31 protein-coding genes are annotated in these 24070 nt (G+C 41.6%); 18 read left to right on the top strand and 13 right to left on the bottom strand.

The features are described 5' to 3' along the window. Window positions 1-15 precede the first annotated feature (15 nt). Both E7X57_RS08395 and E7X57_RS08390 read right to left on the bottom strand, forming a co-directional pair. Complete coding sequence (locus tag E7X57_RS08395; protein WP_135612520.1) at window positions 16-417, bottom strand: thioesterase family protein; 402 nt, start codon at window positions 415-417, stop codon at window positions 16-18. 10 nt (window positions 418-427) lie between these two features. After that, window positions 428-1006: a helix-turn-helix domain-containing protein gene (locus E7X57_RS08390; RefSeq protein ID WP_135612519.1), complete on the bottom strand. Its 579-nt coding sequence runs from the start codon at window positions 1004-1006 to the stop codon at window positions 428-430. Window positions 1007-1142: 136 nt separating this feature from the next. Here E7X57_RS08390 and E7X57_RS08385 point away from each other — a divergent pair, with 136 nt between their 5' ends. The 4 genes from E7X57_RS08385 to E7X57_RS08370 all read left to right on the top strand — a co-directional run bounded on the left by E7X57_RS08385 (window position 1143) and on the right by E7X57_RS08370 (window position 4193). Continuing rightward, window positions 1143-1577: a hypothetical protein gene (locus E7X57_RS08385; RefSeq protein ID WP_167880950.1), complete on the top strand. Its 435-nt coding sequence runs from the start codon at window positions 1143-1145 to the stop codon at window positions 1575-1577. 29 nt (window positions 1578-1606) lie between these two features. Further along, window positions 1607-2767, top strand: coding sequence for a tRNA (guanine(10)-N(2))-dimethyltransferase (locus tag E7X57_RS08380; protein WP_135612679.1), 1161 nt, complete (start codon window positions 1607-1609; stop codon window positions 2765-2767). A gap of 133 nt (window positions 2768-2900) precedes the next feature. Then, window positions 2901-3479 (top strand): MarR family transcriptional regulator, encoded by a 579-nt coding sequence (locus E7X57_RS08375; protein ID WP_135612517.1) that lies wholly within the window; start codon window positions 2901-2903, stop codon window positions 3477-3479. Window positions 3480-3503: 24 nt separating this feature from the next. Next, on the top strand, window positions 3504-4193 hold the full coding sequence (locus E7X57_RS08370) for a DUF2110 family protein (protein ID WP_135612516.1): 690 nt from the start codon (window positions 3504-3506) through the stop codon (window positions 4191-4193). Between the two features lies 1 nt (window position 4194). Here the strand turns inward: E7X57_RS08370 and E7X57_RS08365 are convergent, their stop codons facing one another. After that, entirely contained in the window at window positions 4195-4929 is a 735-nt protein-coding gene (locus E7X57_RS08365) for a V4R domain-containing protein (protein ID WP_135612515.1), read from the bottom strand. A gap of 147 nt (window positions 4930-5076) precedes the next feature. Here E7X57_RS08365 and E7X57_RS08360 point away from each other — a divergent pair, with 147 nt between their 5' ends. Continuing rightward, window positions 5077-6120, top strand: coding sequence for a class I SAM-dependent methyltransferase family protein (locus E7X57_RS08360; protein WP_135612514.1), 1044 nt, complete (start codon window positions 5077-5079; stop codon window positions 6118-6120). 107 nt (window positions 6121-6227) lie between these two features. On the opposite strand, the gene E7X57_RS08355 is transcribed toward E7X57_RS08360, so the two are convergent. Further along, window positions 6228-6701 carry a DUF2124 domain-containing protein gene (locus E7X57_RS08355; protein ID WP_135612513.1) on the bottom strand — a complete coding sequence of 158 codons (474 nt, stop codon included), beginning with the start codon at window positions 6699-6701 and terminating at the stop codon, window positions 6228-6230. Window positions 6702-6759: 58 nt separating this feature from the next. Continuing rightward, complete coding sequence (gene mch, locus E7X57_RS08350) at window positions 6760-7722, bottom strand: methenyltetrahydromethanopterin cyclohydrolase (RefSeq protein ID WP_135612512.1); 963 nt, start codon at window positions 7720-7722, stop codon at window positions 6760-6762. 88 nt (window positions 7723-7810) lie between these two features. Here mch and E7X57_RS12505 point away from each other — a divergent pair, with 88 nt between their 5' ends. Beyond that, window positions 7811-7969: a hypothetical protein gene (locus E7X57_RS12505; protein WP_167880949.1), complete on the top strand. Its 159-nt coding sequence runs from the start codon at window positions 7811-7813 to the stop codon at window positions 7967-7969. An 11-nt stretch (window positions 7970-7980) separates the two neighbouring features. Here the strand turns inward: E7X57_RS12505 and E7X57_RS08345 are convergent, their stop codons facing one another. Beyond that, a complete protein-coding gene (locus E7X57_RS08345) occupies window positions 7981-8337 on the bottom strand; it encodes a hypothetical protein (RefSeq protein ID WP_135612511.1) in 357 nt (118 codons plus the stop codon). 299 nt (window positions 8338-8636) lie between these two features. Next, complete coding sequence (locus tag E7X57_RS08340; RefSeq protein WP_135612510.1) at window positions 8637-9728, bottom strand: hypothetical protein; 1092 nt, start codon at window positions 9726-9728, stop codon at window positions 8637-8639. A gap of 129 nt (window positions 9729-9857) precedes the next feature. Here E7X57_RS08340 and E7X57_RS08335 point away from each other — a divergent pair, with 129 nt between their 5' ends. From E7X57_RS08335 to E7X57_RS08300, 8 genes are all read left to right on the top strand, one after another. Then, entirely contained in the window at window positions 9858-10349 is a 492-nt protein-coding gene (locus E7X57_RS08335; protein WP_135612509.1) for a GbsR/MarR family transcriptional regulator, read from the top strand. Window positions 10350-10606: 257 nt separating this feature from the next. Further along, on the top strand, window positions 10607-11572 hold the full coding sequence (locus tag E7X57_RS08330; protein ID WP_244603652.1) for a COG1361 S-layer family protein: 966 nt from the start codon (window positions 10607-10609) through the stop codon (window positions 11570-11572). A gap of 12 nt (window positions 11573-11584) precedes the next feature. Further along, window positions 11585-12796, top strand: a complete 1212-nt coding sequence (locus tag E7X57_RS08325) for an ABC transporter permease (protein ID WP_135612508.1) — start codon at window positions 11585-11587, stop codon at window positions 12794-12796. A gap of 1 nt (window position 12797) precedes the next feature. Then, window positions 12798-13499, top strand: a complete 702-nt coding sequence (locus E7X57_RS08320) for an ABC transporter ATP-binding protein (RefSeq protein WP_135612507.1) — start codon at window positions 12798-12800, stop codon at window positions 13497-13499. A gap of 285 nt (window positions 13500-13784) precedes the next feature. Beyond that, a complete protein-coding gene (locus E7X57_RS08315; RefSeq protein ID WP_048194214.1) occupies window positions 13785-13976 on the top strand; it encodes a TRAM domain-containing protein in 192 nt (63 codons plus the stop codon). A 392-nt stretch (window positions 13977-14368) separates the two neighbouring features. Next, window positions 14369-15817, top strand: coding sequence for a DEAD/DEAH box helicase (locus E7X57_RS08310; protein WP_135612506.1), 1449 nt, complete (start codon window positions 14369-14371; stop codon window positions 15815-15817). Window positions 15818-15943: 126 nt separating this feature from the next. Continuing rightward, complete coding sequence (locus tag E7X57_RS08305; RefSeq protein WP_135612505.1) at window positions 15944-16300, top strand: CidA/LrgA family protein; 357 nt, start codon at window positions 15944-15946, stop codon at window positions 16298-16300. Further along, entirely contained in the window at window positions 16293-16997 is a 705-nt protein-coding gene (locus E7X57_RS08300; RefSeq protein ID WP_210409050.1) for an LrgB family protein, read from the top strand. The genes E7X57_RS08305 and E7X57_RS08300 overlap by 8 nt, the downstream gene beginning before the upstream one ends. Before the next feature lie 304 nt (window positions 16998-17301). Here the strand turns inward: E7X57_RS08300 and E7X57_RS08295 are convergent, their stop codons facing one another. From E7X57_RS08295 to E7X57_RS08280, 3 genes are all read right to left on the bottom strand, one after another. Then, complete coding sequence (locus E7X57_RS08295) at window positions 17302-18771, bottom strand: PAS domain-containing sensor histidine kinase (protein WP_244603651.1); 1470 nt, start codon at window positions 18769-18771, stop codon at window positions 17302-17304. A 251-nt stretch (window positions 18772-19022) separates the two neighbouring features. After that, window positions 19023-19340 carry a hypothetical protein gene (locus E7X57_RS08285; protein ID WP_135612504.1) on the bottom strand — a complete coding sequence of 106 codons (318 nt, stop codon included), beginning with the start codon at window positions 19338-19340 and terminating at the stop codon, window positions 19023-19025. Between the two features lie 113 nt (window positions 19341-19453). Next, a complete protein-coding gene (locus E7X57_RS08280) occupies window positions 19454-20074 on the bottom strand; it encodes a class I SAM-dependent methyltransferase (RefSeq protein ID WP_244603650.1) in 621 nt (206 codons plus the stop codon). Between the two features lie 148 nt (window positions 20075-20222). On the opposite strand from E7X57_RS08280, the gene E7X57_RS08275 reads away from it, so the two are divergent. Beyond that, window positions 20223-20894 carry a molybdopterin-dependent oxidoreductase gene (locus E7X57_RS08275; protein ID WP_135612503.1) on the top strand — a complete coding sequence of 224 codons (672 nt, stop codon included), beginning with the start codon at window positions 20223-20225 and terminating at the stop codon, window positions 20892-20894. A gap of 22 nt (window positions 20895-20916) precedes the next feature. Here the strand turns inward: E7X57_RS08275 and E7X57_RS08270 are convergent, their stop codons facing one another. After that, entirely contained in the window at window positions 20917-21114 is a 198-nt protein-coding gene (locus tag E7X57_RS08270; RefSeq protein ID WP_135612502.1) for a hypothetical protein, read from the bottom strand. 208 nt (window positions 21115-21322) lie between these two features. Here E7X57_RS08270 and E7X57_RS12770 point away from each other — a divergent pair, with 208 nt between their 5' ends. The 3 genes from E7X57_RS12770 (at window position 21323) to E7X57_RS08260 (ending at window position 23057) form a co-directional block, all read left to right on the top strand. Further along, entirely contained in the window at window positions 21323-22105 is a 783-nt protein-coding gene (locus E7X57_RS12770) for a hypothetical protein (protein ID WP_244603649.1), read from the top strand. Between the two features lie 231 nt (window positions 22106-22336). Then, window positions 22337-22492 carry a hypothetical protein gene (locus E7X57_RS12500; RefSeq protein WP_167880948.1) on the top strand — a complete coding sequence of 52 codons (156 nt, stop codon included), beginning with the start codon at window positions 22337-22339 and terminating at the stop codon, window positions 22490-22492. Between the two features lie 76 nt (window positions 22493-22568). Continuing rightward, window positions 22569-23057: a GyrI-like domain-containing protein gene (locus E7X57_RS08260; RefSeq protein WP_135612501.1), complete on the top strand. Its 489-nt coding sequence runs from the start codon at window positions 22569-22571 to the stop codon at window positions 23055-23057. A 130-nt stretch (window positions 23058-23187) separates the two neighbouring features. Here the strand turns inward: E7X57_RS08260 and E7X57_RS08255 are convergent, their stop codons facing one another. Both E7X57_RS08255 and E7X57_RS08250 read right to left on the bottom strand, forming a co-directional pair. Further along, window positions 23188-23796 (bottom strand): GNAT family N-acetyltransferase, encoded by a 609-nt coding sequence (locus E7X57_RS08255; RefSeq protein WP_135612500.1) that lies wholly within the window; start codon window positions 23794-23796, stop codon window positions 23188-23190. 83 nt (window positions 23797-23879) lie between these two features. Continuing rightward, on the bottom strand, window positions 23880-24005 hold the full coding sequence (locus E7X57_RS08250) for a hypothetical protein (RefSeq protein WP_135612499.1): 126 nt from the start codon (window positions 24003-24005) through the stop codon (window positions 23880-23882). Window positions 24006-24070 lie beyond the last annotated feature (65 nt).

Below are 24070 nucleotides of genomic sequence, written 5' to 3'. Positions count from 1 at the left end.
TGTTGTTCGTTTTTATTAATCTGCGATGAGGTGTTCACTTAATGATTCCCTGATGTCATCTGGTAAAGGAACTGATTTCTTGTTGATGAAATCATAATGTACTATAACGGCAGTTCCCCTGGTCTTTAGTTCTCCTTTCTGCCAGGCCTCATGTAGCAAGGTGAAGGAACTATTACCTAGTCTCTGGACATAGGTCCTTATTTCAACATCCCCGTCAAAGAACATCTCTCCGAGGAAATCAATATCGATCCTTGCCATGATAAGGTTCCACTTTTCATGGTTCAGGTCAAGATCTGGCTGGAACATCCTGAATATGGGGTTTCTTGCCAGTTCGAACCATTCCGGAAGTACAGTGTTGTTGACATGGCCAAGGCCATCGATATTACCAAATCGCGGTGTCACAGTTGTAACGAACATTTTTCATCCCTTAGATAGGTGTGTAGACTACTGCCAGTATCCTTGCTTCATTTTCTGTTGCATGTAGATCATGTGGCACAACGGAATCATAATAGATGCTGTCCCCTGCGGACAAAGTGTAGTTCTCTTTTCCATATGTCACTTCTATGTTGCCGTTAAGCACATAGATGAACTCCTCGCCCTCATGGGATGATAGTTCGTGCTCCTCTGCAGTCTTGAAAGGGTGGACATCAATTATGAATGGCTCCATGTTCCTGTCCTGCTTGTCTGCTGCAAGTGAATGGAAATCGAGTGCACTTTCTTCAGAGCTTTTGGATTTTCCGGAAAAACGAACTACGTTGGATGAAGCTCCGTTTCTTACTACGACAGGACCGGTCTGTGGCATATCATCAAGGAATGTGCCCAGACGTACTCCCAGTGCACGTGCGATCTTCAAAAGAGGTGTCAATGATGGAATCAAATCTCCTGCTTCCAGTTTTTCTATAAGTTCCACACTGCTCTGACTTTCTTTGGCCAGCTCTTCCACGGTCATCTCATGATTCTCACGGAACTGGCGTATCTTCTCTCCTACGCTGTTTTTTTCTGTCAATGTATTCACCTCTTTTGCGCAGATCAACGCAAATAAATGGTATTTCAAATTAGAATCGTAACTTAAATAGGTATCTGTTATGGTTTACAGGCAACGTTTATAATATATTGAAAACCAAATGTCATTGTGAATTCAAATGAAGAGTAAAATACTGGTATTAATATTGGTGCTATCATCTTTATTGATGGCAGGATGTATTGGGGACAATGGGGACATAACTGAGGAAGAGAACGAAACTCCTGTTGATGTTCCTGATGAGAACGTCTCAGACGATGATGTTCCTGTTGATGAGAACGGAGAGGTCATCGAACCTCAGGTCTACGTAATAAGGTTGGATAGGTATGCTGCAATACCCAATTATCTTGAGATAAATAAGGGGGATACTGTACACTGGAGAAATGATCAGAGCGAGAGGAAACTCATATTTGAGGTTATAAGTGAAGATGGTCTTTGGGAGGAGCAGAGGATCAATTACGGAATGAGCTTCAATTACACCTTTACAGAGGCAGGAACTTATAATTTCACTGTCCCTCCATGGAACAGTATGAACAGTACCGTTATTGTTAAATGATGGTGGACTGTACATCGTGAAATATGCAGATGAAGAGCACAAAGGTAACCGAAGGTAATACTACGGTCCTTGTACCGGTACCTCCTGAAGGCGTGCCATTCCCGCCATCAGAAGCACCGGTATTCTACAATCCTCATATGGAACTGAATCGCGATATCTCCGTCGCAGCTACTTTAGCGTATGCAAGGAGACTTGCATTCCAGAAGGAGATCGCGATATCTGATATACGATATGTTGATACCATGTCAGCATCAGGTATAAGGGGACTTCGGATCGCCAATGAGGTTGGTGTTTCAACTACTTTGAACGATTGGAGCGATGAGGCCTTTGAGCTTATTCTTGAGAATATCGAACTTACCGGTCTTTCGGAGAACGCAGAAGCCACATGCAAGAACGCGAATGTTCTGATGCATGAGAGAAGGTTCAATATTGTGGACCTCGATCCTTTTGGAAGTCCGGCACCTTACCTGGATGCTGCGACAAGGTCAGTTGTTCATCTTCTTGAGGTCACTGCCACGGATACCGCTCCACTTTGCGGTGCGCATTTTAATTCAGGAATGCGGAAATATGCTGCTGTGCCATTGAACAATGAGTTCCATAGTGAGATGGGCGTGCGCATCCTTCTTGGCAAAGTTGCAAGGGAACTTGCAAAGCATGATAAAGGCATGATCCCACTTCTTTCACATGCTACGAGGCATTATGTACGTGCTTATCTTCAGGTTAAAAAAGGTGCTAAACAGGCAGACAGGACTCTCAAGGAACTTGGATTCCTTGTCCATTGTGAGAAATGCGGACAAAGGAGATTTTTCCATGGGCTGGCTGTTGCGATCGATGATAAATGCCCTTCATGTGATAGCAATATGCAGATCGCGGGTCCTCTATGGCTGGGACAACTGCATGAAAAGGAGTTCTGTGATGAGGTTCTGGCAGAAATGGAATCTCTGGATCTTGGTAAGAAAGAGCAGGCAAAGAAGATCATTGTTGCCTGTCGGGATGAATCTGACATGCCTTTCTTCTATGATCAACATCTGATATGTAAAAGGATTGGAATTTCGGCACCTCCAATGGATGCTTTTGTCGAAGCCCTTCGGGAAACAGGTGCCAGTGTTTCAAGAACGCATTTTAGCGGCACCTCTTTTAAGACCGATGCAGAGCTTGATCGCATAAAAGATGTCCTGAGGGCACTGTGAGCTAATAGGATTACACTATCATATATTTTCATATACGATTGATGTACTATAGAAAGTAATATATATCAAATTAGATAATCATTATTTTGTTGAAAAGTATTCAGTTATTAATATATATTCAGAGGAGATTAGATTGGCAAAGGAAAACCCGGAATATCTGTTCTTGCAGGAGAAGCCAACACTTGCTTTATTGGCTATCTGGTTCTATGGAAGGACATATGCCTCTGTTATCACAAAAGAGATCAATTCCACATTCGCACATACAACAAAGATAATGTCAAGAATGGAGGAGGATGGTCTTGTAGTGTTTTCTGTTGAAGGGCGCATCAAGTATGTTGAGTTGACCGAAAAAGGGCACAATGTCGTTTCCCTCCTGAAGGACCTTATCATCTCTCTGGGTGGTGAGCTTCCGGATGAATATGATCTTGAGGGCAGGCATGAGGTTAGTAATGTTGAACTTGATCCGACTTCTGCTGAGATCCTGGACAGGATCAAAAAGTTGCGTCTCAAGGTTGAGAGTATTTACAAAGAACTTGTGGATTCTAATGCTGATGCCGAGACTTCCAAAAGAAAGCTTGGACCATTTAGCCGTGAACTAGCGATGATCGGTGAGGCGATCGATTCTTCTGATATTCCTGTTGATAGTGAGGTTATCATTGCCTTTGATGCTACAAGGGAAGTATTCCTGTCCCTTCTGAACAAAAACGGTTAAATGCTTGCTGTTCAATGAGTAGCCATGGAAACAGCAATTTTAACTATCAAACTATACGCTAATTTAGAACGTGCGTTAAGCTCTGCAGCGTTCATGCTGGAAAACGAACTTAAGGATATTGATGCCACCGTCGAAGTTTCAGTAAATTCCGAAGGCTGGCTTCAGGCAAATGTTTCAGGCGAGGATGAAGTATTTGCGGCCAATTTCCTGACCGATAAATATGGCACTCCTGTTACCAAAGTAGAAAATACTGTGGCCTACAAGGGCTCTATTTCCTCAATTGATGATGAAGGGATAACTGTTGATATCGGTGTTACTGTAAAGCTCCTGCCGGAGGCTCTAAAAGCTCTTGGTGTGGGCAGTGTTTCACAGATAGCATCCCGCTTTGGCTTGATCCCACATTTCCCGGTTTCTGTCAGGATCGAAGGACAGGATGGTATGATCACAGGCCGTTTTACTAAGGACCAGCTCGACCTTCTCTGGGGATGGAAAAAAGCAGCTACCGACAGGCTTATTGTGAACTCTGTGACACGATCTGAACTGAAAAGTGCGATCAAGAAGAAGGGTCATGGAAGGGATATCTACGGCATCGAGAGGATCGGCCTGCTGGAAAGTGTAGTGGTCTGCCGTGAAAAAACCGATGGTCCGGGAATTGTAGCGGAAATAGGTCCTCTGGTAAAAGCAGATATCGGTGTAATCAGAGGAACTCATTAAATCATTGCATTACGAAAAGGCAGTGGTCATCGCCATTGCCATGGCATTTGATCTCCACAAGATTACACTGCATGTTAAGTTTCTGGTATATTATTCCCTGAAGAAGTCCTTCACTAAAAGAGCAGAGTTTTTGTCCGATGTCAGGTGAGCCTTTACACACAAAGCAATCCTCGATCTGTATTGCCAGGGGATCATAGGATAAAACAGAAATGTATCCGAGATTATGAGTCTCCCAATAATCGACGACTTCTTCAAAAAGCCCCTCAAGGTATGTGGATGTAAAATTTTCAGCGACCCTCATACCAACGTCCTGGCCGATGGTTTCCATTATTGGCCTGTGGTTGATACCCTGGGCATCAAAGCCACTTTGCACTGCATGAAGAATAGATGTTAGTAGATCTCTTTCACTATCGAATGTGGTAGTAAATTTGTTTAGTGCCGCATGGTAGTGTTCCACGATGGGCTTCTGTGAGCAGGCGGCATACTGGGAACACATCACATAGGTCTTCTTACGCTTGTCCTTTGGATCGATCCTTTCTTCCAGAAGGTTATTTTGCTTAAGGTCACTCAGATGCACGGAGATCGTGGATTTTGCTTTTCCTGTGTATTTTACGATCTCATCGAACGATCTCGAACTATCTTTCAATAGCTCCATTATCTGGAGCTTTACCGGACCCTCGATGGCAATAATGCCATCACTATTTGAAAATAGTGCAGTGTGACCTTCGCCTTTCATATTTAGTAATTGCTTAATGGATATATAAAAGTTCGGTAGTATCCGAATGATTTTATATTTTCCTCTCGCATTCCGTTGTTTTTTTGTATAAAATGTGCTGTCTGACCGATAGTTTATTTTCCTCTTAACATAGATTCAGGCAGGTCTATGAAAGCAGTAATAATTTCTGTCAGGGATGTGGAAAAAGTAAAGGATCAACTTATTTCCTTGAATATTCTGGATAAAGGGAGGAAGATAAGGATAGTTGAACATCCGAATGGCAAATTTGCTGAGATCCCTGTAATTTCTGATATGGATCGATCTGATGTTGATGGATCCGATATTAGTGCATTTGATATCGTTGAGCAGGAAGGGCCGGATTTCTATCGTTCTGCCATGTCCTTAAAAGAGCATCTATGTGGAATTGTTCCTGAAGAGCTGCTTAGTAGTGTTCCATCTGGATGGCAGGTACTTGGCGATATTGTTATCGTGAGTATTTCTGAGGAGTTGCAAAGCTACAGGGAGGATATCGCAAGAAAACTCCTTGAGATAAATCCGAGATGCAGGTGTGTATTACAGGATTTCGGCATAAAAGGCACTTTCAGGGAGCCCGAACGCGAGATCATCATCGGTGAGGAAACTGAAACTATCCAGAAAGAGCATGGATGTTCTTTCAAACTGGATGCTACGAAGATCATGTACTCAAAGGGGAATCTTGCTGAAAGAAAGCGCATGAGCAAGCTCGGTAAGGATGAGGTTGTTGTGGACATGTTCGCGGGAATTGGTTACTTTTCGATCCCTCTTGCAGTTCATGGTAAACCCAAAAAGGTCTATTCCATTGAGCTGAATCCGGTTTCCTACAATTACCTGCTTGAGAATATACGGCTGAACCACCTCGAGGGAATTGTCGAGGCAATTAATGGGGATTGTGCAGAGGTCACACCGCAGGGAATCGCTGACAGGGTGATCATGGGTTATGTGGGGATCACTCATCACTATCTGGATAGGGGTATAGGAGCCATCCGAAAGGAAGGTGGTATGCTCCATTATCATGAGACCACTCCTGAGGTACTTGTTTTTGAGCGTCCTATTCAGAGGATAAAAGAGGCTGCTTCTGCTCTTGGAAGGGATGTTGAGATACGCGGATGCCACCGTATCAAGAAATATTCTCCCGGGGTCTGGCATGTTGTGGTGGACGCTTTCATTAAATGATGGCCGATGCCGCGATATCTTATGCAATGATGGTCACATAATTGTAACAACAATTGTCAGTGATAGCCAAAATAATAAAAATAAGAAAGAGAAGCTGTGCCCTTAGTTCACAACTTGATCGTACTTGCGGAAAGATCAGAATCGATGATATAATCGAAGTCGATCGGTCCGATCCAGCACTGGGTATCGAACATTGACTGGAAACATATACCGATAACGAGTGTGTTCTCAGCACTTTCGAGAATGTCGTCCAGATTTTCTTTTATGTTTTCAACATCGATCTTCATCTTTGGCATTGCAAGTCCGCCAAGAAGCACGACCGTGTCTGCATGATGGTCAATATCATCGCCGATCTGCATGCCGCTGGGTGTTGATACAATTGCTTTTGCTTCGTGGTGCCTGATGTCAGGAATGAATCCGACTTCAATTGGTGCATCCCTTATCACGTATGCCATAAGTTCTGCAAATGGGGTACAGAAACCGGTGGTTCCAATGAACATAATTCTTTTTGAATCCTTCACAAGTTCTCTGAAGGATGTCAGCAGTCCGCCGATTCCACTGGCGTTATTGATTACTTCCATGATCACTCCAATAAAAAAAGTTATACAGCCGTAATGGCTGCATATTCAGTTAATGAATTTATACGTTCTTGATGCCGAAGGATTCGAGAAGGATGCCAGGGTTGATGCGACCGCTGGTGAATGACTTCTTGGTTGCGACATCGTTGATGGTGATCTTTGCAGGAGCGAACATACCGGCATCGACCTTGAAGAAGTCGAAACCTGCTTCCTTGAAGGTTGTGTAGAATGGCTTGCCGAAGTCCCTGGATGTGCTTGATGGTGCCTTCTTTACGAAGTCTTCAAGTTTCTCTGCGTCTCCGTATTCAACGGTGTAGTATGTCTCACCACAGTAGATGATACAGTCATTGGTTGAACCCATGCACTTTGTGTCATCTCCGACAATAGGTGCGATAGGTGCGACACCGAAACCGCTCTTGATGGTGTTGATGTCAAAGCCGATTGATTCGAGCTTGTGGATACCTGTCTCAACGACCCTTGCGGAGATCTGCACGGAACCTGCAATTGATGAGGTTGGTGCGACTGCGATGTAAACATTCTGTGGCTCGACACTGCAGTGCTTTGCGATGTATTCAACGATCTCTTCGGTAGGGAGCTTGTCGGATTCCATTACGAGAACTGCTGCATCTGCATCGTCCTTGTATCCGATCTCTTCATAGAGCTCTTTTGGCTTGAGTCCAAGACCCCTTGCAGGACCGGATCCCATTCCAAAATAGTCACCTACTGCAATTCTCCATCCTGCATACTGGGATGCCATGCATGCTATTGTCGGGTGGTCTGTAGCAACCTGAATAGCAGGTACTGGGAGGCCATCCAGATCGACCTTTGTGTATGAGACCTCTGCAAGATCTGCAAGGCAGAGGCGTGAGAGGTACATACCTGCATCATATCCACCTTCTACATTGACACCACAGTCAATGATGGTAGCGCCGTTCTCAAGTTCCTTTGATTCGACCTTGATCTCTTCTTCCCAGTCTAACATCTCATCAATAATAGCTAATCCCTTTTCGTTGACACTTATCATATTAATCACTCTACATGGTTTGGTGTCAATGATTGGGTTGGTTAGAATATGAATTTATCGGTATCTGAAAAACATCTGATGGATAATTATGGCATCAGTATACGTGATTTCCGGGGATGGCATATTCTATAAAGATATGATCGGGAAAGCTAAGGGTGATATGCTGTTCCAGAACCATCCCGGCTTATTCAGTGGGCATACTACTCTTTACAGCAAGAGCAAAGTCCTTATGATCGGAGTAATATAAATTTTTGAATTTCACATTCCCATTACAACAGATGAGGTTCCGCCATCAACTGCATCTAAAACACTCCAAAAGGCCTTTGCATCCTCGATATTATCAAAGAAAAACACCTTATCATTGTAGGTGGTCATAAAGAATGTTACACCAGGATCCGTCTCTTGATCGTAGGATACAGGTACTTCTCCACCCATATGGCAATACTCGATATATTCCGTAGCTGGTTCCACAAAAAGCTTTCCTTCAGGTGAATACTTTCCACCATGGCAGTAAACACCTTGCTCATTTAGGAACTTCTTGTAAGCCTCAACAGCTTCTTCAAACTTATCATTTTCAATTCCAAAGTTCACAATCTCTATCTTCTGTTCACTCATAAGTTTACATCCCCTTTTTGAAGTCATGTAGGTTTATAAGCATATATAATTATTTGAGTATTCGAATAATTATATACTAATTCTTTTTATTCTATTTACTTTAAAATCGTTCGAACCTCAAGTCTCTATAAAATACAAAGCTAAAGCTCTTCTCAATACAACAATACAAAAAAAGAAGGGTGCTTAGGCATCCTTTTTTCATAACTCTTCTCTTCAAACTTCCTTGTGATGCTCGGTTACTGCCAGAAGGTAAATACAGGTTTCCACAAAGTGTTCGGTAACCTTGTTCATAATATCTATCAAGCTTCTCTATCTTCTTCCTCTTCTCCTTCCTTTTCCTCATCGACCCACTCTACATCAAATAAAGGAATTTCCACTTCAGGATACCACTGCTGCAGGAACGTGATCATGTGATACTTCATAAACACACTTGCAGGCAGGGCGATCAATGCAAGCAGGAATATGAAAATTACCAGCTCTATCAGAATTATCGGTACGAGGATTATCCATATGGCGATTTCTGATCCGGGCATGATCGTTGTGAGGATGAAGTATAACAGGAGGTCTGCGAGCAGGAGGAATAGGCCCACTGCGATCATCACTAACAACAAGAGTATACCTATTATGATCGCAACAGCAATACCAAGTATCATTCTTCCGAACCAATAGCCGATTATTTGCTTCCAGTCTTTCCTGAATTGTCCGAGGACGTTGGCGAATGCACGGAAGATGCCGGTTTCGGTGTAAATGGCAACAGGGATCGAGAGGTTGATAAATGAACTGATGATGCCTCCGATTATTGCTACTATCAGGATTATGCCGATCAGCAGGAATATTGCGGAAACAATGGCAATCATTATGGTCTCTTCTAAGTTCTGGCCTGAAGAGACTATCAACGGCAGTACAAATGGGAGGGCCATGGCCACAATGATGGCAAGCAGAAGGATGCCTACTAATAGCCTGAATGCGAACAGTCCCAGACCTTTTCTCAGGTATTTGCGGGAGTATTCCCAGAATTTCACTTCATTGCTTACCAGGGAGTCAACGAACACGAACTCCATTACGCTTGAGACGTATGAGAAGAACAGTATAAGGGCAAATATGAATAGTATTATTGCGATTATCAATCCCAGGTCCGGGGCACTGGTGGGGATCTGGTCGGCCAGTTCTCCGAACGAGTCAGCGAATCCTTCGAACGGACCTGAATCTTGGAAGTCGTAATCATTGGACGAATAGCTATTGCCGCTACCGTTGAAATTGCTCCCACTACCACCGATAAGCATAACGATGATCGCGAGTTTCATCCATTTCCAGAAATCAAAGGGCTCAAAAAGGCATTTCTTTGTTCGGGACAATGCTTTATCCACAGCTTCGGCTACATACCAGTCCATATGTCTAAATATCGTCAGATAGGATAAATAGTTTATGATGTAATGCCTCAGATATCATTGTCGTAACATATAAATCCAACATCCACAATATCTATTAATTACTGGAAATCATGTAAATAAGGCGTTGAAATGAAAACCGCAAAAAAAGAATTTGAGGATCTTGTATATCAGGGGATGAGGTCCTACGGACTTGATGAACTTTCCTCGAAATTGCTTGCAATACTTTATTCTGCACCGGATCTGCTAACCCTGGATGAACTTTCTGCAATGACCGGATATAGTTTTTCAGCAGTTAGTGCGGAAATGAAAATGCTTAGTGGAATTAAATTAGTGGAAAAAACAAAGAGATCCGGTTCAAAGAAATTGTACTTCTCAGTTCAAAGAGATATGCTGACAATGACCATTAATGCAGTAAGATCCAAGAGCGAGTTCATGGTCGCTCCTGCACTTAAAGATCTTCCTGCAATAATTGAAAAATGTAAGAATAGTAAAGCAGAGGGCTCAGAAGAAGTACTCAAAATAATTGAAGATTACCATCATCAAATGATCGCATTAGATCTGATTTTAAAAAATCTTATTGAATTTACAGAAAAGATTCGAAGTGGGGAGAATAGAACATGAAGCAGAATACAAAATTAACATATTTGCTCTTATTAGTTTTTGCAGTTATCCTGACTGGAACCGCTACTGCTGAATCGTCTACTTCCGGATATATATGCGTAGAAGCACAGGTATAGGAAATAAGCCCTGATCCGGTAGGTATCGATGAAGAATTCATCCTGGCTATTGATCTCGAGAGTTGTGGTTCTAAAGCTCCCGAAGACATTACCTTTGAGATAATCAGCATTCCTCCTGATATCATCGTTACGGAAGATCTGGTGACTACAATTTCGAAATTACATTATAGTACAAGTGAAAGGCATCTTGTATATCACATGAGGACAACTCCTGATGCTAATCCTGGTCCTCATATCATAAAGATGAAATTGACACATGCAAATATGGCTCTCACAACAACAAAATATTATGATATTGAGGTGAGGGTGACAGGTGAAGATGCAGAACCGAGGATATCTTCTGTGGAAACCAATCCTGAATACATCTATGAGGGGGATACGGTCGATCTAAAATTGGGTATAGATAACTTCGGTGAAGCGATTGCAAAATCTGTATCAGTTAGCCTGGATCATGAGTTTGAAGGAATTAAGAATTCTACAATTGGAACTCTTGGCATGAACGGCACTCAAACTGCATTGTTCAAATTCAAGGCAGACAAGTCCGGGGAGTTTGAGATACCTGTTATTATTTATTATGAAGATGATTTTGGCAAACAAAAAGATGAATATGACATTAAAATAACCGTGCTTGACAAAAAAGGAAGTCTGAACCTTGCATCTGTGAAGGTAGATCCTGTTCTTCCTTACGTGGATGATACTGTGGAATTGACCATGAGGATCGAAAACTCCGGTGACAGGACAATAAATTCAATAAGGGTCTATGCTGACCATCCGTTCATGGGCTTAAAAGAATCCTTTATAGGAACTCTTGATCCGAACGAAGACGGACCTGCGGTTATCACTTTCATAGCTGATGAAGCAGGGGAATATGAGATCCCTGTGACAATTACGTATATTGATGATTTTGGAGAAGAGCAGGTCGACACGGTGATCAATGTCATTGTTCTGGAAAGTAACAGTGGGGTAGGAACAGCTGCGATCGTATTGCTTGTCCTAGCAGTTATTGGGGGATTGATCTACAATAATTACAGGACTAAAAAGTCAAAGGATGAGATAATCAAACAGTTAATGGAAGGCAATGATAACTCTGCTGACAAAGAAGAATAAGAGGTCTCCAATATGATCAACGATATCAGGGTGGGGGCTCTCATTGCAGCAAGCAGCATAAAAAGAGGGAACAAAAAAACACTGATGTTCATAGTTTTTGTTCTCTCGCTCATTTTTATGAACTTAGTGTTCCTTCCATCAATGATAGGGGGAATGACTGTTCTATTTACTGGATTTATGCAGGACTACCCTTACGGGGACGTTGTCATTGAACCTTCAGGCGATAATACCTACATCAACGATGCTGATAGTGTCCTGCAGAAGGTCCGGGCAGTTGAAGGTGTAAGGGCTGCAACAAAGAGACTGGATGTGGGTGTCTCGATAGAGCATAAACAAAAAGTGGTGGGGTCAACGGTGACCGGTTTGCTTCCGGCGGAAGAGTATGAGATCTCACAATACCCATATATTATCAAAGAAGGGGATTTCCTTGGTGAGCTTTCCAGGGATGAGATCATCCTTGGTTCTATAATATCAGGCACAAGTACAACTTTTGGAGAAATATATGATGACCTTGGTGAAGCCAGAGTAGGATCGCTTGTTGATGTAACATACAGTAATGGTGTGAAAAGGACCTATAAGGTCAAAGGCATCATGGAAGGAAATTTTGAACTTGTTGATCTCAATGCACTGGTTCACTATAAAGAGATCGAAGATGTGTATGGTCTGGAAGGTAGTAAAGCTACTACTGTGGTTGTAAGGATCGACGAGCAAGGCACTGAGGAACAGATGAAGAACAAGATAAGGGACGCCGGGGTGAATGAGAAGGTCTTCACATGGGCTGATAAATCAGAGACCCTCATAAAGCAGGCAATGCAAAGCATGGGCGCTATAGATGTCATGTCCAAGTTCGTGAGCCTGATCGTTGGTGCAGCACTGATACTTATCATAATCTATATCAACATACTTAACAGGAAAAAAGAGATCGGCATTTTAAAAGCAGTAGGCATTACCCCAAGATCAATAGTACTATCCTATGCATTCCTTAGCATGTTCTATGTTTCCTTAGGGATAATCGCAGGATTGGTCCTATACTTCTCACTCATGCTTTATTTCCAGGCAAATCCGGTGGTATTCTATGAGACCATGGAAATAAGGCCCGTGATAGATCCTATGCTGTTGATCCAGAGCATAATTACAATGCTTACACTATCAGTAATAGCCGGCACACTTCCTGCATGGAGTGTATCAAAAGAGAGCATACTCAAAGCCATATGGGGAAGATGATATGATCGTTGTAAAAGACCTCAAAAGATATTATGGGTCAGGAGAAACTGCTGTCAAGGCTCTCAATGGTGTTTCGTTCGAAATAAATAAAGGGGAATTTGTAGCCATTATGGGCGCATCCGGTAGCGGAAAGACGACCCTGTTAAGGATCCTGGCCTTGTTGGACGATGCGACCGCCGGAGAATACACCATTCGGGGATTGCAGGTTTCCAGCTTACCTGAAGCCGAAAGAAGCTATTACAGGCTGACACAGGTCGGTTATGTATTCCAGGACTATGCGCTCATTAATGAAATGACGTCTGCAGAAAACGTTTATGTGCTTTCCATGATGGAAGGGAAATCAAAAAAGGAATCCTATAATACTGCTCTTGAAGCATTAGACAAGGTTGGTATGAAAGATAAATATGATAGGGTTCCTGATGAATTATCCGGTGGGGAAAAACAAAGGGTAGCGATTGCAAGGGCCATAGCCAAAAAGCCTGATATAATGTTTGCTGATGAGCCGTGTGCAAATCTGGACACCAGAAACTCAAAACAAGTTCTGGATGTGTTCAAAGAATTGAATGACAATTATGGACAGACAATTATAATGGTAACACATGAACCGTGGCATACTGAGTATGTTGACAGGGTTATTACTCTTGAAGATGGTATTTTAGTTAGTGATGAGCAAGTAAACGAAAAAGAGGCTAATGACGTATAAATCCTAAAAGGCCTCTTTTAATTTATACAATTTTAATTCATGCAATTTAATTTTTCCCAATGCTACCTTTTCTAATAACCGTATGAACTATGGAGTTGTTGTGCAAAAGAGTTATATACTATGATTACTTGGTAGGAGTGCTTTTAGAGGCAAAAACTAATTTAATAAATTATAGGTCTAGATGGTATTTCCTTAACTGTATTTACTATTTTTTCGTATGTTTACTAGAGTCTGTTTATTATCTTTTTAAGCACTTTAAAGGAAGTGAAATATTTGTTCAACAACATGGAATCAACTGCTCCAGTAGAAGCTGGCGAAACATACGACGTAACAATTGAAGATACCGCAAGAGAAGGCGATGGAATCGCTAGAGTAAGCGGTTTTGTAATCTTTGTCCCAAGCACAAAAGTTGGCGACGAAGTAACAATCAAAGTTACCAAAGTAATGAGAAAATTCGCATTTGGCGAACTCGTTTAATTACTCTAATTAATTAAACACGTTTGGCAGATCAAGTTTTTGATCTTCCATTCTTATTTTTCTTACATTTTTATTATTTTTATCTGGACATTTTGTTCTGTTAAACATTTACTTATCAGAATCAACAAGCAAAAAGTGGTCGATCATTTACTCATGAGGGAGATACAAGCATACATATGGTAACTTTTAATGATCGGACCTATAGGATCTGCTTTGTGATTCCTGTTTGATATTATTAAAAGTGTTCAATAATATTATCATTAAATTCACAGGCCTTTACTGTACGCAATTAACTGTAAGGGTTTACCCATAAATCAGCATGATCTTTTCTTATCAGATAAGATGAGTCGGATCAATTTTCAACGAGTTTTAACTTTAACCCGAGGTATAACGTGTCATTCGAGAATCTAAATTTAATATTCCCGCTTCAGCGGGCATTGTCCGAGGAAGGGTATACAACACCTACTCCTATTCAGGAACTATCCATTCCCCATCTGTTGAATGGCAGGGATATGATAGGTATTGCTCAGACAGGTACAGGCAAGACAGCTGCATTCATATTGCCAATTCTTCACAATATGTCTGCATCTTACAAGGCACCACGTCCTAGATTTCCTCGGGTGCTTGTGCTTGCACCTACAAGGGAACTTGCAGCACAGATCGGGGATAGCTTTGCTACGTATGGCAAATTCACCCGTTTCAAGCATACCGTGATCTTCGGAGGGGTTGGTCAGACACCACAGGTAAGAGCTCTCTCAAAGGGTGTGGATTCCCTTGTAGCAACTCCTGGCAGACTGCTGGACCTGATAGAGCAGGGACATGTCAACCTTTCAAATGTGGAATACTTTGTACTTGATGAAGCAGATAGAATGCTTGACATGGGATTTCTCAATGATGTTTACAAAGTTGTTGGAATGCTGCCAAAAAAGCGTCAGTCGCTTTTCTTTTCAGCTACTATGTCCCCGGATATATCCACTCTTGCCAGAAAACTGCTAACGAATCCTGCGCATGTAGAGGTCACTCCCCAGGCAACAACTGTTGAACGCATAGACCAGTTCATATTTTTCGTGGATTCTGAAGATAAGAACGAATTACTGTTACACTTACTAAGGGGTGAGCATCTGGAGTGTGTTCTCATATTCACACGCACAAAGCACCGTGCTAACAAGGTCACTGAGATGCTCAACAAGAACAATGTTCCTGCCGGGGCTATTCACGGTAACAAGTCCCAGACCCACCGTACAAAAACACTTCAGAGTTTCAAGTCCGGAAACCTGCGTGTACTGGTCGCAACAGACATAGCTGCTCGTGGCATCGATATCGAGGACATATCACATGTAATTAACTATGACCTGCCGAATATCCCTGAGAGCTACGTGCACCGCATAGGACGTACAGCAAGAGCAGGAGCTGACGGAACAGCATACTCTTTCTGTGCAGCGGATGAGCGTGACTTCCTTCGTGATATCGAAAAGCTTACCAACATGGATATCGAGGTCGCTGAACATAATTATCATTCTGAAAAGGCAAAGAATGCCACAGGTGATGCAGCAAAGCCAGCTCCAAAACAACAGAGAGGGCGAAAGGGAAGCACCGGAGGTAAAGGCAGGGGCAGAGGCAAAAAGGGAGAAGGTAAAGCTAAGAAAGGAGATAGCAAGCCTAAAAAGGTAGAAGGCAAAGCTAAAAAAGGAAATTTCAAGGCTAAAAAGGTAGAAAGCAAAACTGGACGATCAGAAAATACCAATAGAAGCCAGGGTCGAAATCAGACAAAGAAAAAGTCTGGTCAAAGTCCAAATAGAAGCTCTGGTCGAAATTCAGATAAGCCCGGAAATCAGCAGTAATTGAGCACTTTCTTTCATCAGGTCCATGAATTAATGCATGGACCGAAACTTCTATTGTCTGCTACTGACCTTACACCCGCCTAACACCAATATCTTCGAGTTTGCACATATTATGAAAGTGATTCAATGAAGCGTATCGTTCAGTTCGTTATAATTCTCGCTATATGTTTTGTGGGTGATACTATCCATAATTTCCTTAACCTTCCGATTCCCGGAAGTGTGTTGGGTATGCTGCTATTACTGGCACTGCTACTGACTGGTATCCTTAAGCTATCCATGATCGAAGATGTAAGCAACTTCTTGTTAAAGCATCTTTCATTTTTTTTCATACCGGCAGCTGTGGGGTTGATAACCTGTTTCTCCATACTAGAAGGAAAATGGACTGCCTTGTTGTTCATATCTGTGGTCTCGACCATCATCATTGTAGTTGTGACCGGTATAACGGTACAGATACTGATGAAAAGGAGGAAATCCTTTGAGTGAAATAATTTCTTCCCTGGTGAGATCTCCGATCTTTGGTATTGGTATATCCTTATTAACATTCTATGCAGGCAGCTTACTCTACAAAAAGACAGTTTCTCCCCTGCTAAACCCTCTCGTGCTTAGCATGCTGGTGATAATGGCTTTTCTATTAAGTTTTCATATAACCTTTGATGATTACAACAGGGGAGGGCAGTTCATATCTTTCTTCCTTGGCCCTGCTACTGTCATCCTGGCGGTACCTCTGTATAAGAAAATTAGTATCTTTAAGGAAAATGTCGTTCCAATAATTACAGGGATCGTTGTAGGTTCAACAGCAGGTATTGTGAGCATAATTGTCATGTGCAGGATGTTCGGGCTTGATCATCTACTAAGCATCTCCATGATTCCAAAATCAGTTACAACGCCCATCGGAATAGAGATATCGAACCAGCTTGGCGGTATGCCATCCATAACGGTTGCAGGCATAATCTTCACCGGAATAGCAGGTATTCTGCTTAGTCCCCTGATATGCAAGTTGTTCAGAATAGAAGACAAGGTGGCTATCGGAATTGCCATAGGAACTTCATCTCATGCCCTGGGCACGACCAAGGCCGTTGAGATGGGAGAGGCGGAAGGGGCCATGAGTGGACTTGCTATTGGTATTGCCGGATTGGTGACTGTGTTCCTTGCTCCGATACTGGCTAAGATACTGCTGTGAGGCAGGTTGGTAACATTCCAGCAATTCCAAAAAATAATTGACGTTGCTTCCCTGGATGGATCAAGTTTATATGGGGATAGTATGAACTCTGACTTTGCATTGGATCGATACTAATAGTCCCTATCCTCCAGACATCCTATAAACCATTTAGGTTTCATCATAGCAGCCATATACAACATTGTAGCTGTTGTCGCAGGCTATTTGAGATCGAAGTAGGAAAAGAGAACGATTAATGTTCGCGTTTGCTAACAAAATATAAGGTTCTATTTACTAAAGCAGGTGTATTCGATCTAATATTATAACATTAATAACTAGATGTATTTTCTAAATTTGTTGGTATGCTAAACCCGAAGGTGCTTCCTTTTCCAACTTCACTATCTACCCAAACCTTCCCGCCATGCATATCGACAAAATATTTTACAAGGGCAAGACCTAGGCCTGTGCCATTATATTCCTTTGATAGTGATGAATTCAGTTGGATAAATGGATCGAACAGTTTTTGTTGGTCATTTTGTGAGATACCTGATCCGGTGTCTTCTACAAAAATAAAAATTTGATCATCAGATCTGTCTACTCCGATCGTCACAGATCCTCCACGATTTGTGAACTTGATTGCATTGCTTACAAGGTTATACAGTATCTGCTTGAACTTCAATGCATCTGCGACTATTATAGAATCTTCGATATTGATGCTGCATTTAAGGTCAATGTCCTTCTTTTTTGCAAGAGGTAACATTGTAGATTTTATTCCATTGATGGTGTCAAGAACAACAAACTTTTCGGGAAATAGCTTCATCTTGCCAGCTTCGATCTTTGACAAATCCAGCATATCATTGATCAGTTCCAAAAGATGCTTACCACTTTTATTAACGTTATATAGATAGTGTTTCTGGGTTTCATTCAAGGCACCAAAGTCCTCACTACAAAGTATATCCGAGAATCCGATGATCGAATTGAGAGGGGTTCTTAGTTCATGGCTCATATTTGTGAGAAATTCTGATTTGGCATGGTTAGCAGCCTCCGCAGCAAGTTTGGAATTGATCATTGCTTCTTCTGCTTTCTTGTGTTTGCTAATGTCTCGTGAGATGCCAAGAATAGCCTTTTTCCCCTTATAGTCAATAAGTCGAGAACTAATCTCAGCCGGCATAAGGGAACCATCTTTTCGAACATGAGTTGTTTCAAAGATGATATGTTCATCCTGAAGTATCTTATTGATTCGAGCCCCGACCTTTTCTAAATCATCAATTACATCTATGTCCTGTGGTTTCATCTGGAGAAGCTCACTTCGGCTGTATCCCAGTTGGTCACAAGCCATCTGATTAACTTCCAATAATTGACCATTAAGGCCAGTTAAGTAAATTGCATCATTGGCATTTTCAAACAATGTTTTGAATTTATATTCACTTTCTCGCAAATCCTTTTCTGCTTTCTTGCGTTCGGTTATATCTCTGACAACGGCTAGAATGGCAGGGTTTCCTTTGTATTTAATTGGGCGAATATTAAATTCAATTGGTACCAATGAACCGTCTTTGCATCGACCCATAGTTTCAATAATTCCGCCCCCTTGATTCATTTTTTCAAAAATTTGCCCAATGAATTTTTCTCCAAGTTCTGGGGGTATTATATCCATTCCCGTCATTTGCAACAATTCATCCTTTTGATATCCCAGATTATCACAAGTTATCTGGTTTACTTCCAAAAAACGTCCTTCAAGGTCGTAGATAAGAATTCCATCGTTTACGGAATTAAATATAGTTTCAAAAAATTTCTCCATTTATTCCCACCAGCACATAAGACTAAAATATATTTCCAATAAAGTATCTCTGGCAGTAAATATATAGATTTCCGAAAAAGGACACTGTGAAAAATCTCTTTCCTAATTCATCAGTCGTGATGTTATCACACATGTACATGTAACTGCTCAGTATAGAAAATGCAACGTATAAACTCTTCTTCACGAATGATGTAGAAAAATAATCAACAAAAAAAGGATGCATACACATCCTCCTTTCGTAAATAGCTTCTTCAGGAGTCCCTGTGGTGCTCGGTTGCCGCCAACAGGTCAATACCGGCATCAGTAAGTCTGTAGATGTCTTCTTTGATCACTACGATGTTGGCATTTTTCAGGAAGTCCATGTGGTACTTGAAGGAATTGTCGTCAACTTCGACTTCTGCTTTGAGCTGGTCTTCCGGTTTACCGAAAGCACCGATGGCACCAACCATTTTCCTTCTTATGGGGTGGGATGCTGCTTTGTCAAGCATTTCATGCTCTTTCTTTACCCTTTCTCCTTCTGAAGGTTTCTGCATTATCATATCATCAAGTTCATCGTAATCGTCTTCCATTTACTTTTCACCTCTTCTGTTCTATAGTTGAGCGAAGATATCTATAATGATTAATCATTTATAACACTATCGTTTTCGATATGTTACATCTATCAGTTATGAGCATTTTTGAGTTACTTATTTGGCTTGCTAATGAAAAGCCTGAATATGTCTGTAATGGTCATATGCTTATCTTCTATGACCGTTGCTCCACCTTTCTCTATATTTGTCCTTGTGTCGCGGTTCACATTGAAGCCGAAAAGGCCGTTTGTTACAGGGTTCATGATATCCTGCATAAAAGCTATCAGGAGGTTCCTTGTGCGGACATGCTCCAGATTGATGAGCTTCCCGTCAGGTTTGCACACCCTCACAAATTCTTCTACACCTTTTACCGGATCAGGAACTGAGCAAAGAACAAAGGTCGTGACGACAGAATCGAATACATTGTCCTTGAATGCAAGATTCTGTGCGTCCATCAGTATCAGATCGACATCGATTCCTGTGGCTCTCTTCTTTGATTTTGCTGCCATTCCGGGGGAGAGGTCGATGGCCACCATATGCACACCTTCGGACCTTGGATAATAGCTAAAGTTCTTTCCTGTTCCGAATCCCACTTCAAGGTATTTGCCTTCGATCTTTGAGAATACCTCGGGTCTCCATCTTTTAAAGACGAGCCTTTCCATTATGCCTTCAAAAAGGTCGTAAACATGTGAATAGCGGTTATATCGATGAAGCACTTCTTTTGTTTCTGCCACTCTGATTCCCCACACAAATTCTGTTCATATGGTATATTTAGTTTCGTCCTTCAAATTTATCAGTCCTTTCACAGACCCCTTCAACGAAGATCTTTCACAAAAGATATTTTATCCATAAGCATCAATCCTTCTTAGGGAGGGTTCGCGTATGAATTGGACAGTTAATGTAATTATGGTATTTCTTGTATCTCTGGTAATATTATCTTCAGGCTGTGTATCTTCGGATACGGATGATGGAAATGATGGGGTCTATGGGGATGAAGTGGAAATCCTTGAATATCAGGGAGTAGAGCTTACACCGATTAGTGAACAGAGGAACAATGCCATAGAGGGGACTCAGCGTATAAATGAGGACACATACCTGCTAAGGATCGATGGAATGGTGGATGATCCTCAATCTCTTACCTATGGTCAGGTTACTTCATACCCGAACGTTTCAAAGGTTGTGATCCTTGATTGTGTCGAAGGCTGGGGCTTTACTGCAAAATGGACTGGTGTTCCTGTAAAGACACTTCTTGATGAAGCAGGTGTGCAGGACGGGGCTACCACTGTGATATTCTATTCCGAAGATGGCTATTCCACAGCTCATGATCTGGACTATCTTGTTGACAACAACATCATCCTCGGGTATAAGCTGAATGATGTGACGCTTCCAGAGGATAGAGGTTTCCCATTCCAGCTTGTGGCAGAAGGAAAGTATGGCTATAAATGGGGAAAATGGATAACCAGCATCGAGGTCACAGATGAACCTTATGAAGGATACTGGGAATCCCGGGGCTACAACAATAATGCTGATGTAGGCGGACCTCGGTTTGGCTGAGGCTCCTCTGCACTTTTTCCTTTTAGTCCTTTGAATATATGGTATATTCCACGATCAGCAAGAACAGTGGGAACAAAGTGCTTAGCAGGATCTGAGTATCCGCCCCGATCACTTCGATCTCGCTTATCATGTTCAGTGACCTGAAGATCAGATAAATTATTGCTCCGAGTGTAATGCTCTGGAGGATCCCAAAGATCCAGAAGATATTCCTGTTTTCCATTCGTGATACCTCACATATTTATTTTTGTTCTTCTGTCTCTTAACATTTTCCTCACAAACAGTTTGATCAATCCGGTTAATGTTCGGTTTCATGTTTCAATAGCTATTTTAGACAAAACTATTAATCAAGACATTAGCAAAATTATTAAATAAAATAGTGGAATATTTTTACATTGTTTTTGAATGTGAAATTGGGAGTTTAGATCAAAATGTCAAAGATTGGAACTCAGGAAAGATACCTGCTAATTTTTGGATTGCTGTTGGTATGTGTGATGATTTTAGCATCTGCAGGACTTGAGATCGCAAAACAGAATGGGAACGAAACCGGAGTTGAGTCCCTTGTCGAAGTGTCTGATGATATCCATGCTGAAAACAGTGATATAGTATCAACAGCAGGAGGGTCAAGTGAAGATGCTCTTTACACCAGCATCAGCACAGAAGGCGAGCAAAGCACTGGACCAGCTAATGAAACAGCGACCGATCAATCAAGTGAGAACAGAGATAAAGCTACGATGTCAATCAGTGCTGAGCTTGAATATGTGAGTCCTGAAGAGATGAGCGATCGGTCCGACGTGATCCTTATAGGTACGGTAAAGGAGATCCTGCCAAGCAAATGGAACACTGAAGATGGTGAGAGGCCGCCCGATGATATCAGTGAATTGGGATGGCATGATGTTCTCTATACCGATGTAGTGATAACTGTGGACGAGTATCTCAAGAATCCACTGGTCGATAAAGAAATCATAGTCAGAACACAGGGCGGCGAAGATGATATTGTCGTCATAGATGTGGAGGACGAGCCTTCCTTCAAGCCTGAGGAAAAAGTATTCCTTTACCTGAAAAATGACACATGGGTCGATACTATGGATCATGGTCCTGAACACTTTATGGTCACTGGTGTTTCGCAGGGTAAATTCACATTGACTGATGATGGGAAGGCTACCAGTTTCGGCGAACCGCTTACTCTGGATGAGCTTCTGGATACGATCTGAACTATGGAACACTAACCGGATGATATTATGCCAGGGACACATTTTCACCCATTGATCTGGGGTGCAATGACATTCATTCTTGCGATTCCTGTCAGTTATTTCATGTTCAGTGAAATAAAATGGAAATTTGCTTTAGTTATGGCAATTGGTATGACTATTGGAGCGTTCATAGGGAACTTGCTTTGAAAGATTCATTCTTGAGGTAGAATTATTCAAAGAAGAAATCCAGTCATGGTTGTAATCGTGATGATTGCTATCTTATGCCTTCTGCTTCTTACTATTATAACCGCTGTTCCCAAGCTGCAGGTCGACGGTGCAGTACTGATCGTTGAGAACAAGGACATTGCAGACCATGGGGTGAGGCTGGAGATGTGGGGAGAATGTTGATCTGTTCGTCTCTTACTATAAGTTTTTATAGTGCATATTACAGAAAATAGTTTGAAATTAAAAGTAGGTGATAAGTTTGGAAATTATAAACGAACCAGGGATAGCAGAAATAGAGGGGAGAACCGTAGCATATGTTTCCTTTGTCGGCAACTATGTGGGCAATGTCGAGGTCTTTGCAGAGCTGTTCGGGAAATTGGGCAACTGGGCAGGTCAGAAACAATTGATGGGACAGGATACTCTTTTTATGTCTGCTTATTATGATGATCCAGGTGTTACACCTCCGGAAGAACTTAAGCTGGATGCGTGCATGACCATCGACGATGATGTTGAAGTCGAGGGGGAGGTCAAGAAGCAGAAACTTCCTGGTGGAAAATATGTAGTAATGCGTGCAGAACTGACAGGAGCAGAAGAATATGGTCCTGCATGGGAAAAGATCGTTGAGTGGCTGATGCAGAATAATCTTGAGATCGATATGTCAAGGCCAAGTTATGAGATATATCTGAATAATCCTGAGGACCATCCGGAAAAGCATCATATTCTGGATATCTGTATGGCTGTTGAGTGAATATGGATAGAAAAATGAAGGAAAAAGAGTGTTTCACGAAAAGGACCACTCTTTTTGATCTTTTATGAATGAACAAATCTCAAAAAGCGATCTCTTTTCTGCTATACTTAATAGAAAATAGGTCATTCGTTTAAAATAATTGAGTATCAAGAACGTGTTTTTCTTTAGGGGTAAAGCCCTTATCAAAATTATCCAGATCTTCCTCGTTTATTTCAAAAGAATCTGATGCATAGAACTTTCCGGATATCGTATCCAGACTCTCATCATAGAGTTCTAATGTCATAAAAGCCTCGAAGTTCTCACCGGAAGATGTTTGAATGTTATATTCTGTGGCATTTTTGAAACCAAATCTTTTATAGTATTCCGGATTGCCAAAAATAATTATGGCCTTGTATCCCAAATGCTTTGCTTTTTCAATGGAATGCTCCATCAGCAATGAGCCTACGCCTTTATTTTGATATGATGGCAATACTCCGAGAGGACCCATACACAGAACTTCGAATTCTTTGTTTTCGTTATTGATCACTTTTGCTTTTGAATAGATAATACTGCCAATGATCTTATCCCCATCACATGCAACATGATCCAATTCTTTTACAAAATCAGATGATCTTCTCATATTGTGTACAATAAGATGTTCAACACATCCCGGTTTATACAGATCCCAGAATGCTTCCCTTGTCATGTTCTCTACCTCTTTGATATCACATTCTTCTTCCGGACGAATTAAAATTTTCATAGTCTTTCTACCTCAATTAAATACGTAAATTTAAGGCCTCGTAGTAATATTTAATAAATGTTCTTAATATATCAGGAATATGTTCAACGCGGTATATAGAACATGACAAAAACTCCCACAAGTGCGATCAATGCTCCTATGATCTCATATCGATCCGGATCTTTCTTATCAACAACAAATCCCCATCCAACAACACGACTAGACCTCATCGTAATGTGAGTAGATCGAACAAAAACGCACTTTGATCCGACAAATGGGAAAATCGAACATTAAG

The sequence above is a fragment of the Methanococcoides sp. AM1 genome (assembly GCF_900774055.1).
Lineage (GTDB): Archaea > Halobacteriota > Methanosarcinia > Methanosarcinales > Methanosarcinaceae > Methanococcoides.
This window is presented reverse-complemented; position numbering and strand designations above follow the sequence as displayed.

What these genes read in the sequence shown, in the direction of transcription:
- E7X57_RS08395 (WP_135612520.1), bottom strand. Translation starts at nt 417, where the DNA reads ATGTTCGTTACAACTGTGACACCGCGATTTGGTAATATCGATGGCCTT.
- E7X57_RS08385 (WP_167880950.1), top strand. Translation starts at nt 1,143, where the DNA reads ATGAAGAGTAAAATACTGGTATTAATATTGGTGCTATCATCTTTATTG.
- E7X57_RS08380 (WP_135612679.1), top strand. Translation starts at nt 1,607, where the DNA reads ATGAAGAGCACAAAGGTAACCGAAGGTAATACTACGGTCCTTGTACCG.
- E7X57_RS08370 (WP_135612516.1), top strand. Translation starts at nt 3,504, where the DNA reads ATGGAAACAGCAATTTTAACTATCAAACTATACGCTAATTTAGAACGT.
- E7X57_RS08365 (WP_135612515.1), bottom strand. Translation starts at nt 4,929, where the DNA reads ATGAAAGGCGAAGGTCACACTGCACTATTTTCAAATAGTGATGGCATT.
- E7X57_RS08360 (WP_135612514.1), top strand. Translation starts at nt 5,077, where the DNA reads ATGAAAGCAGTAATAATTTCTGTCAGGGATGTGGAAAAAGTAAAGGAT.
- E7X57_RS08355 (WP_135612513.1), bottom strand. Translation starts at nt 6,701, where the DNA reads ATGGAAGTAATCAATAACGCCAGTGGAATCGGCGGACTGCTGACATCC.
- mch (WP_135612512.1), bottom strand. Translation starts at nt 7,722, where the DNA reads ATGATAAGTGTCAACGAAAAGGGATTAGCTATTATTGATGAGATGTTA.
- E7X57_RS12505 (WP_167880949.1), top strand. Translation starts at nt 7,811, where the DNA reads ATGGCATCAGTATACGTGATTTCCGGGGATGGCATATTCTATAAAGAT.
- E7X57_RS08345 (WP_135612511.1), bottom strand. Translation starts at nt 8,337, where the DNA reads ATGAGTGAACAGAAGATAGAGATTGTGAACTTTGGAATTGAAAATGAT.
- E7X57_RS08340 (WP_135612510.1), bottom strand. Translation starts at nt 9,728, where the DNA reads ATGGACTGGTATGTAGCCGAAGCTGTGGATAAAGCATTGTCCCGAACA.
- E7X57_RS08335 (WP_135612509.1), top strand. Translation starts at nt 9,858, where the DNA reads ATGAAAACCGCAAAAAAAGAATTTGAGGATCTTGTATATCAGGGGATG.
- E7X57_RS08325 (WP_135612508.1), top strand. Translation starts at nt 11,585, where the DNA reads ATGATCAACGATATCAGGGTGGGGGCTCTCATTGCAGCAAGCAGCATA.
- E7X57_RS08320 (WP_135612507.1), top strand. Translation starts at nt 12,798, where the DNA reads ATGATCGTTGTAAAAGACCTCAAAAGATATTATGGGTCAGGAGAAACT.
- E7X57_RS08315 (WP_048194214.1), top strand. Translation starts at nt 13,785, where the DNA reads ATGGAATCAACTGCTCCAGTAGAAGCTGGCGAAACATACGACGTAACA.
- E7X57_RS08305 (WP_135612505.1), top strand. Translation starts at nt 15,944, where the DNA reads ATGAAGCGTATCGTTCAGTTCGTTATAATTCTCGCTATATGTTTTGTG.
- E7X57_RS08295 (WP_244603651.1), bottom strand. Translation starts at nt 18,771, where the DNA reads ATGGAGAAATTTTTTGAAACTATATTTAATTCCGTAAACGATGGAATT.
- E7X57_RS08285 (WP_135612504.1), bottom strand. Translation starts at nt 19,340, where the DNA reads ATGGAAGACGATTACGATGAACTTGATGATATGATAATGCAGAAACCT.
- E7X57_RS08275 (WP_135612503.1), top strand. Translation starts at nt 20,223, where the DNA reads ATGAATTGGACAGTTAATGTAATTATGGTATTTCTTGTATCTCTGGTA.
- E7X57_RS08270 (WP_135612502.1), bottom strand. Translation starts at nt 21,114, where the DNA reads ATGGAAAACAGGAATATCTTCTGGATCTTTGGGATCCTCCAGAGCATT.
- E7X57_RS12770 (WP_244603649.1), top strand. Translation starts at nt 21,323, where the DNA reads ATGTCAAAGATTGGAACTCAGGAAAGATACCTGCTAATTTTTGGATTG.
- E7X57_RS12500 (WP_167880948.1), top strand. Translation starts at nt 22,337, where the DNA reads ATGGTTGTAATCGTGATGATTGCTATCTTATGCCTTCTGCTTCTTACT.
- E7X57_RS08255 (WP_135612500.1), bottom strand. Translation starts at nt 23,796, where the DNA reads ATGAAAATTTTAATTCGTCCGGAAGAAGAATGTGATATCAAAGAGGTA.
- E7X57_RS08250 (WP_135612499.1), bottom strand. Translation starts at nt 24,005, where the DNA reads ATGAGGTCTAGTCGTGTTGTTGGATGGGGATTTGTTGTTGATAAGAAA.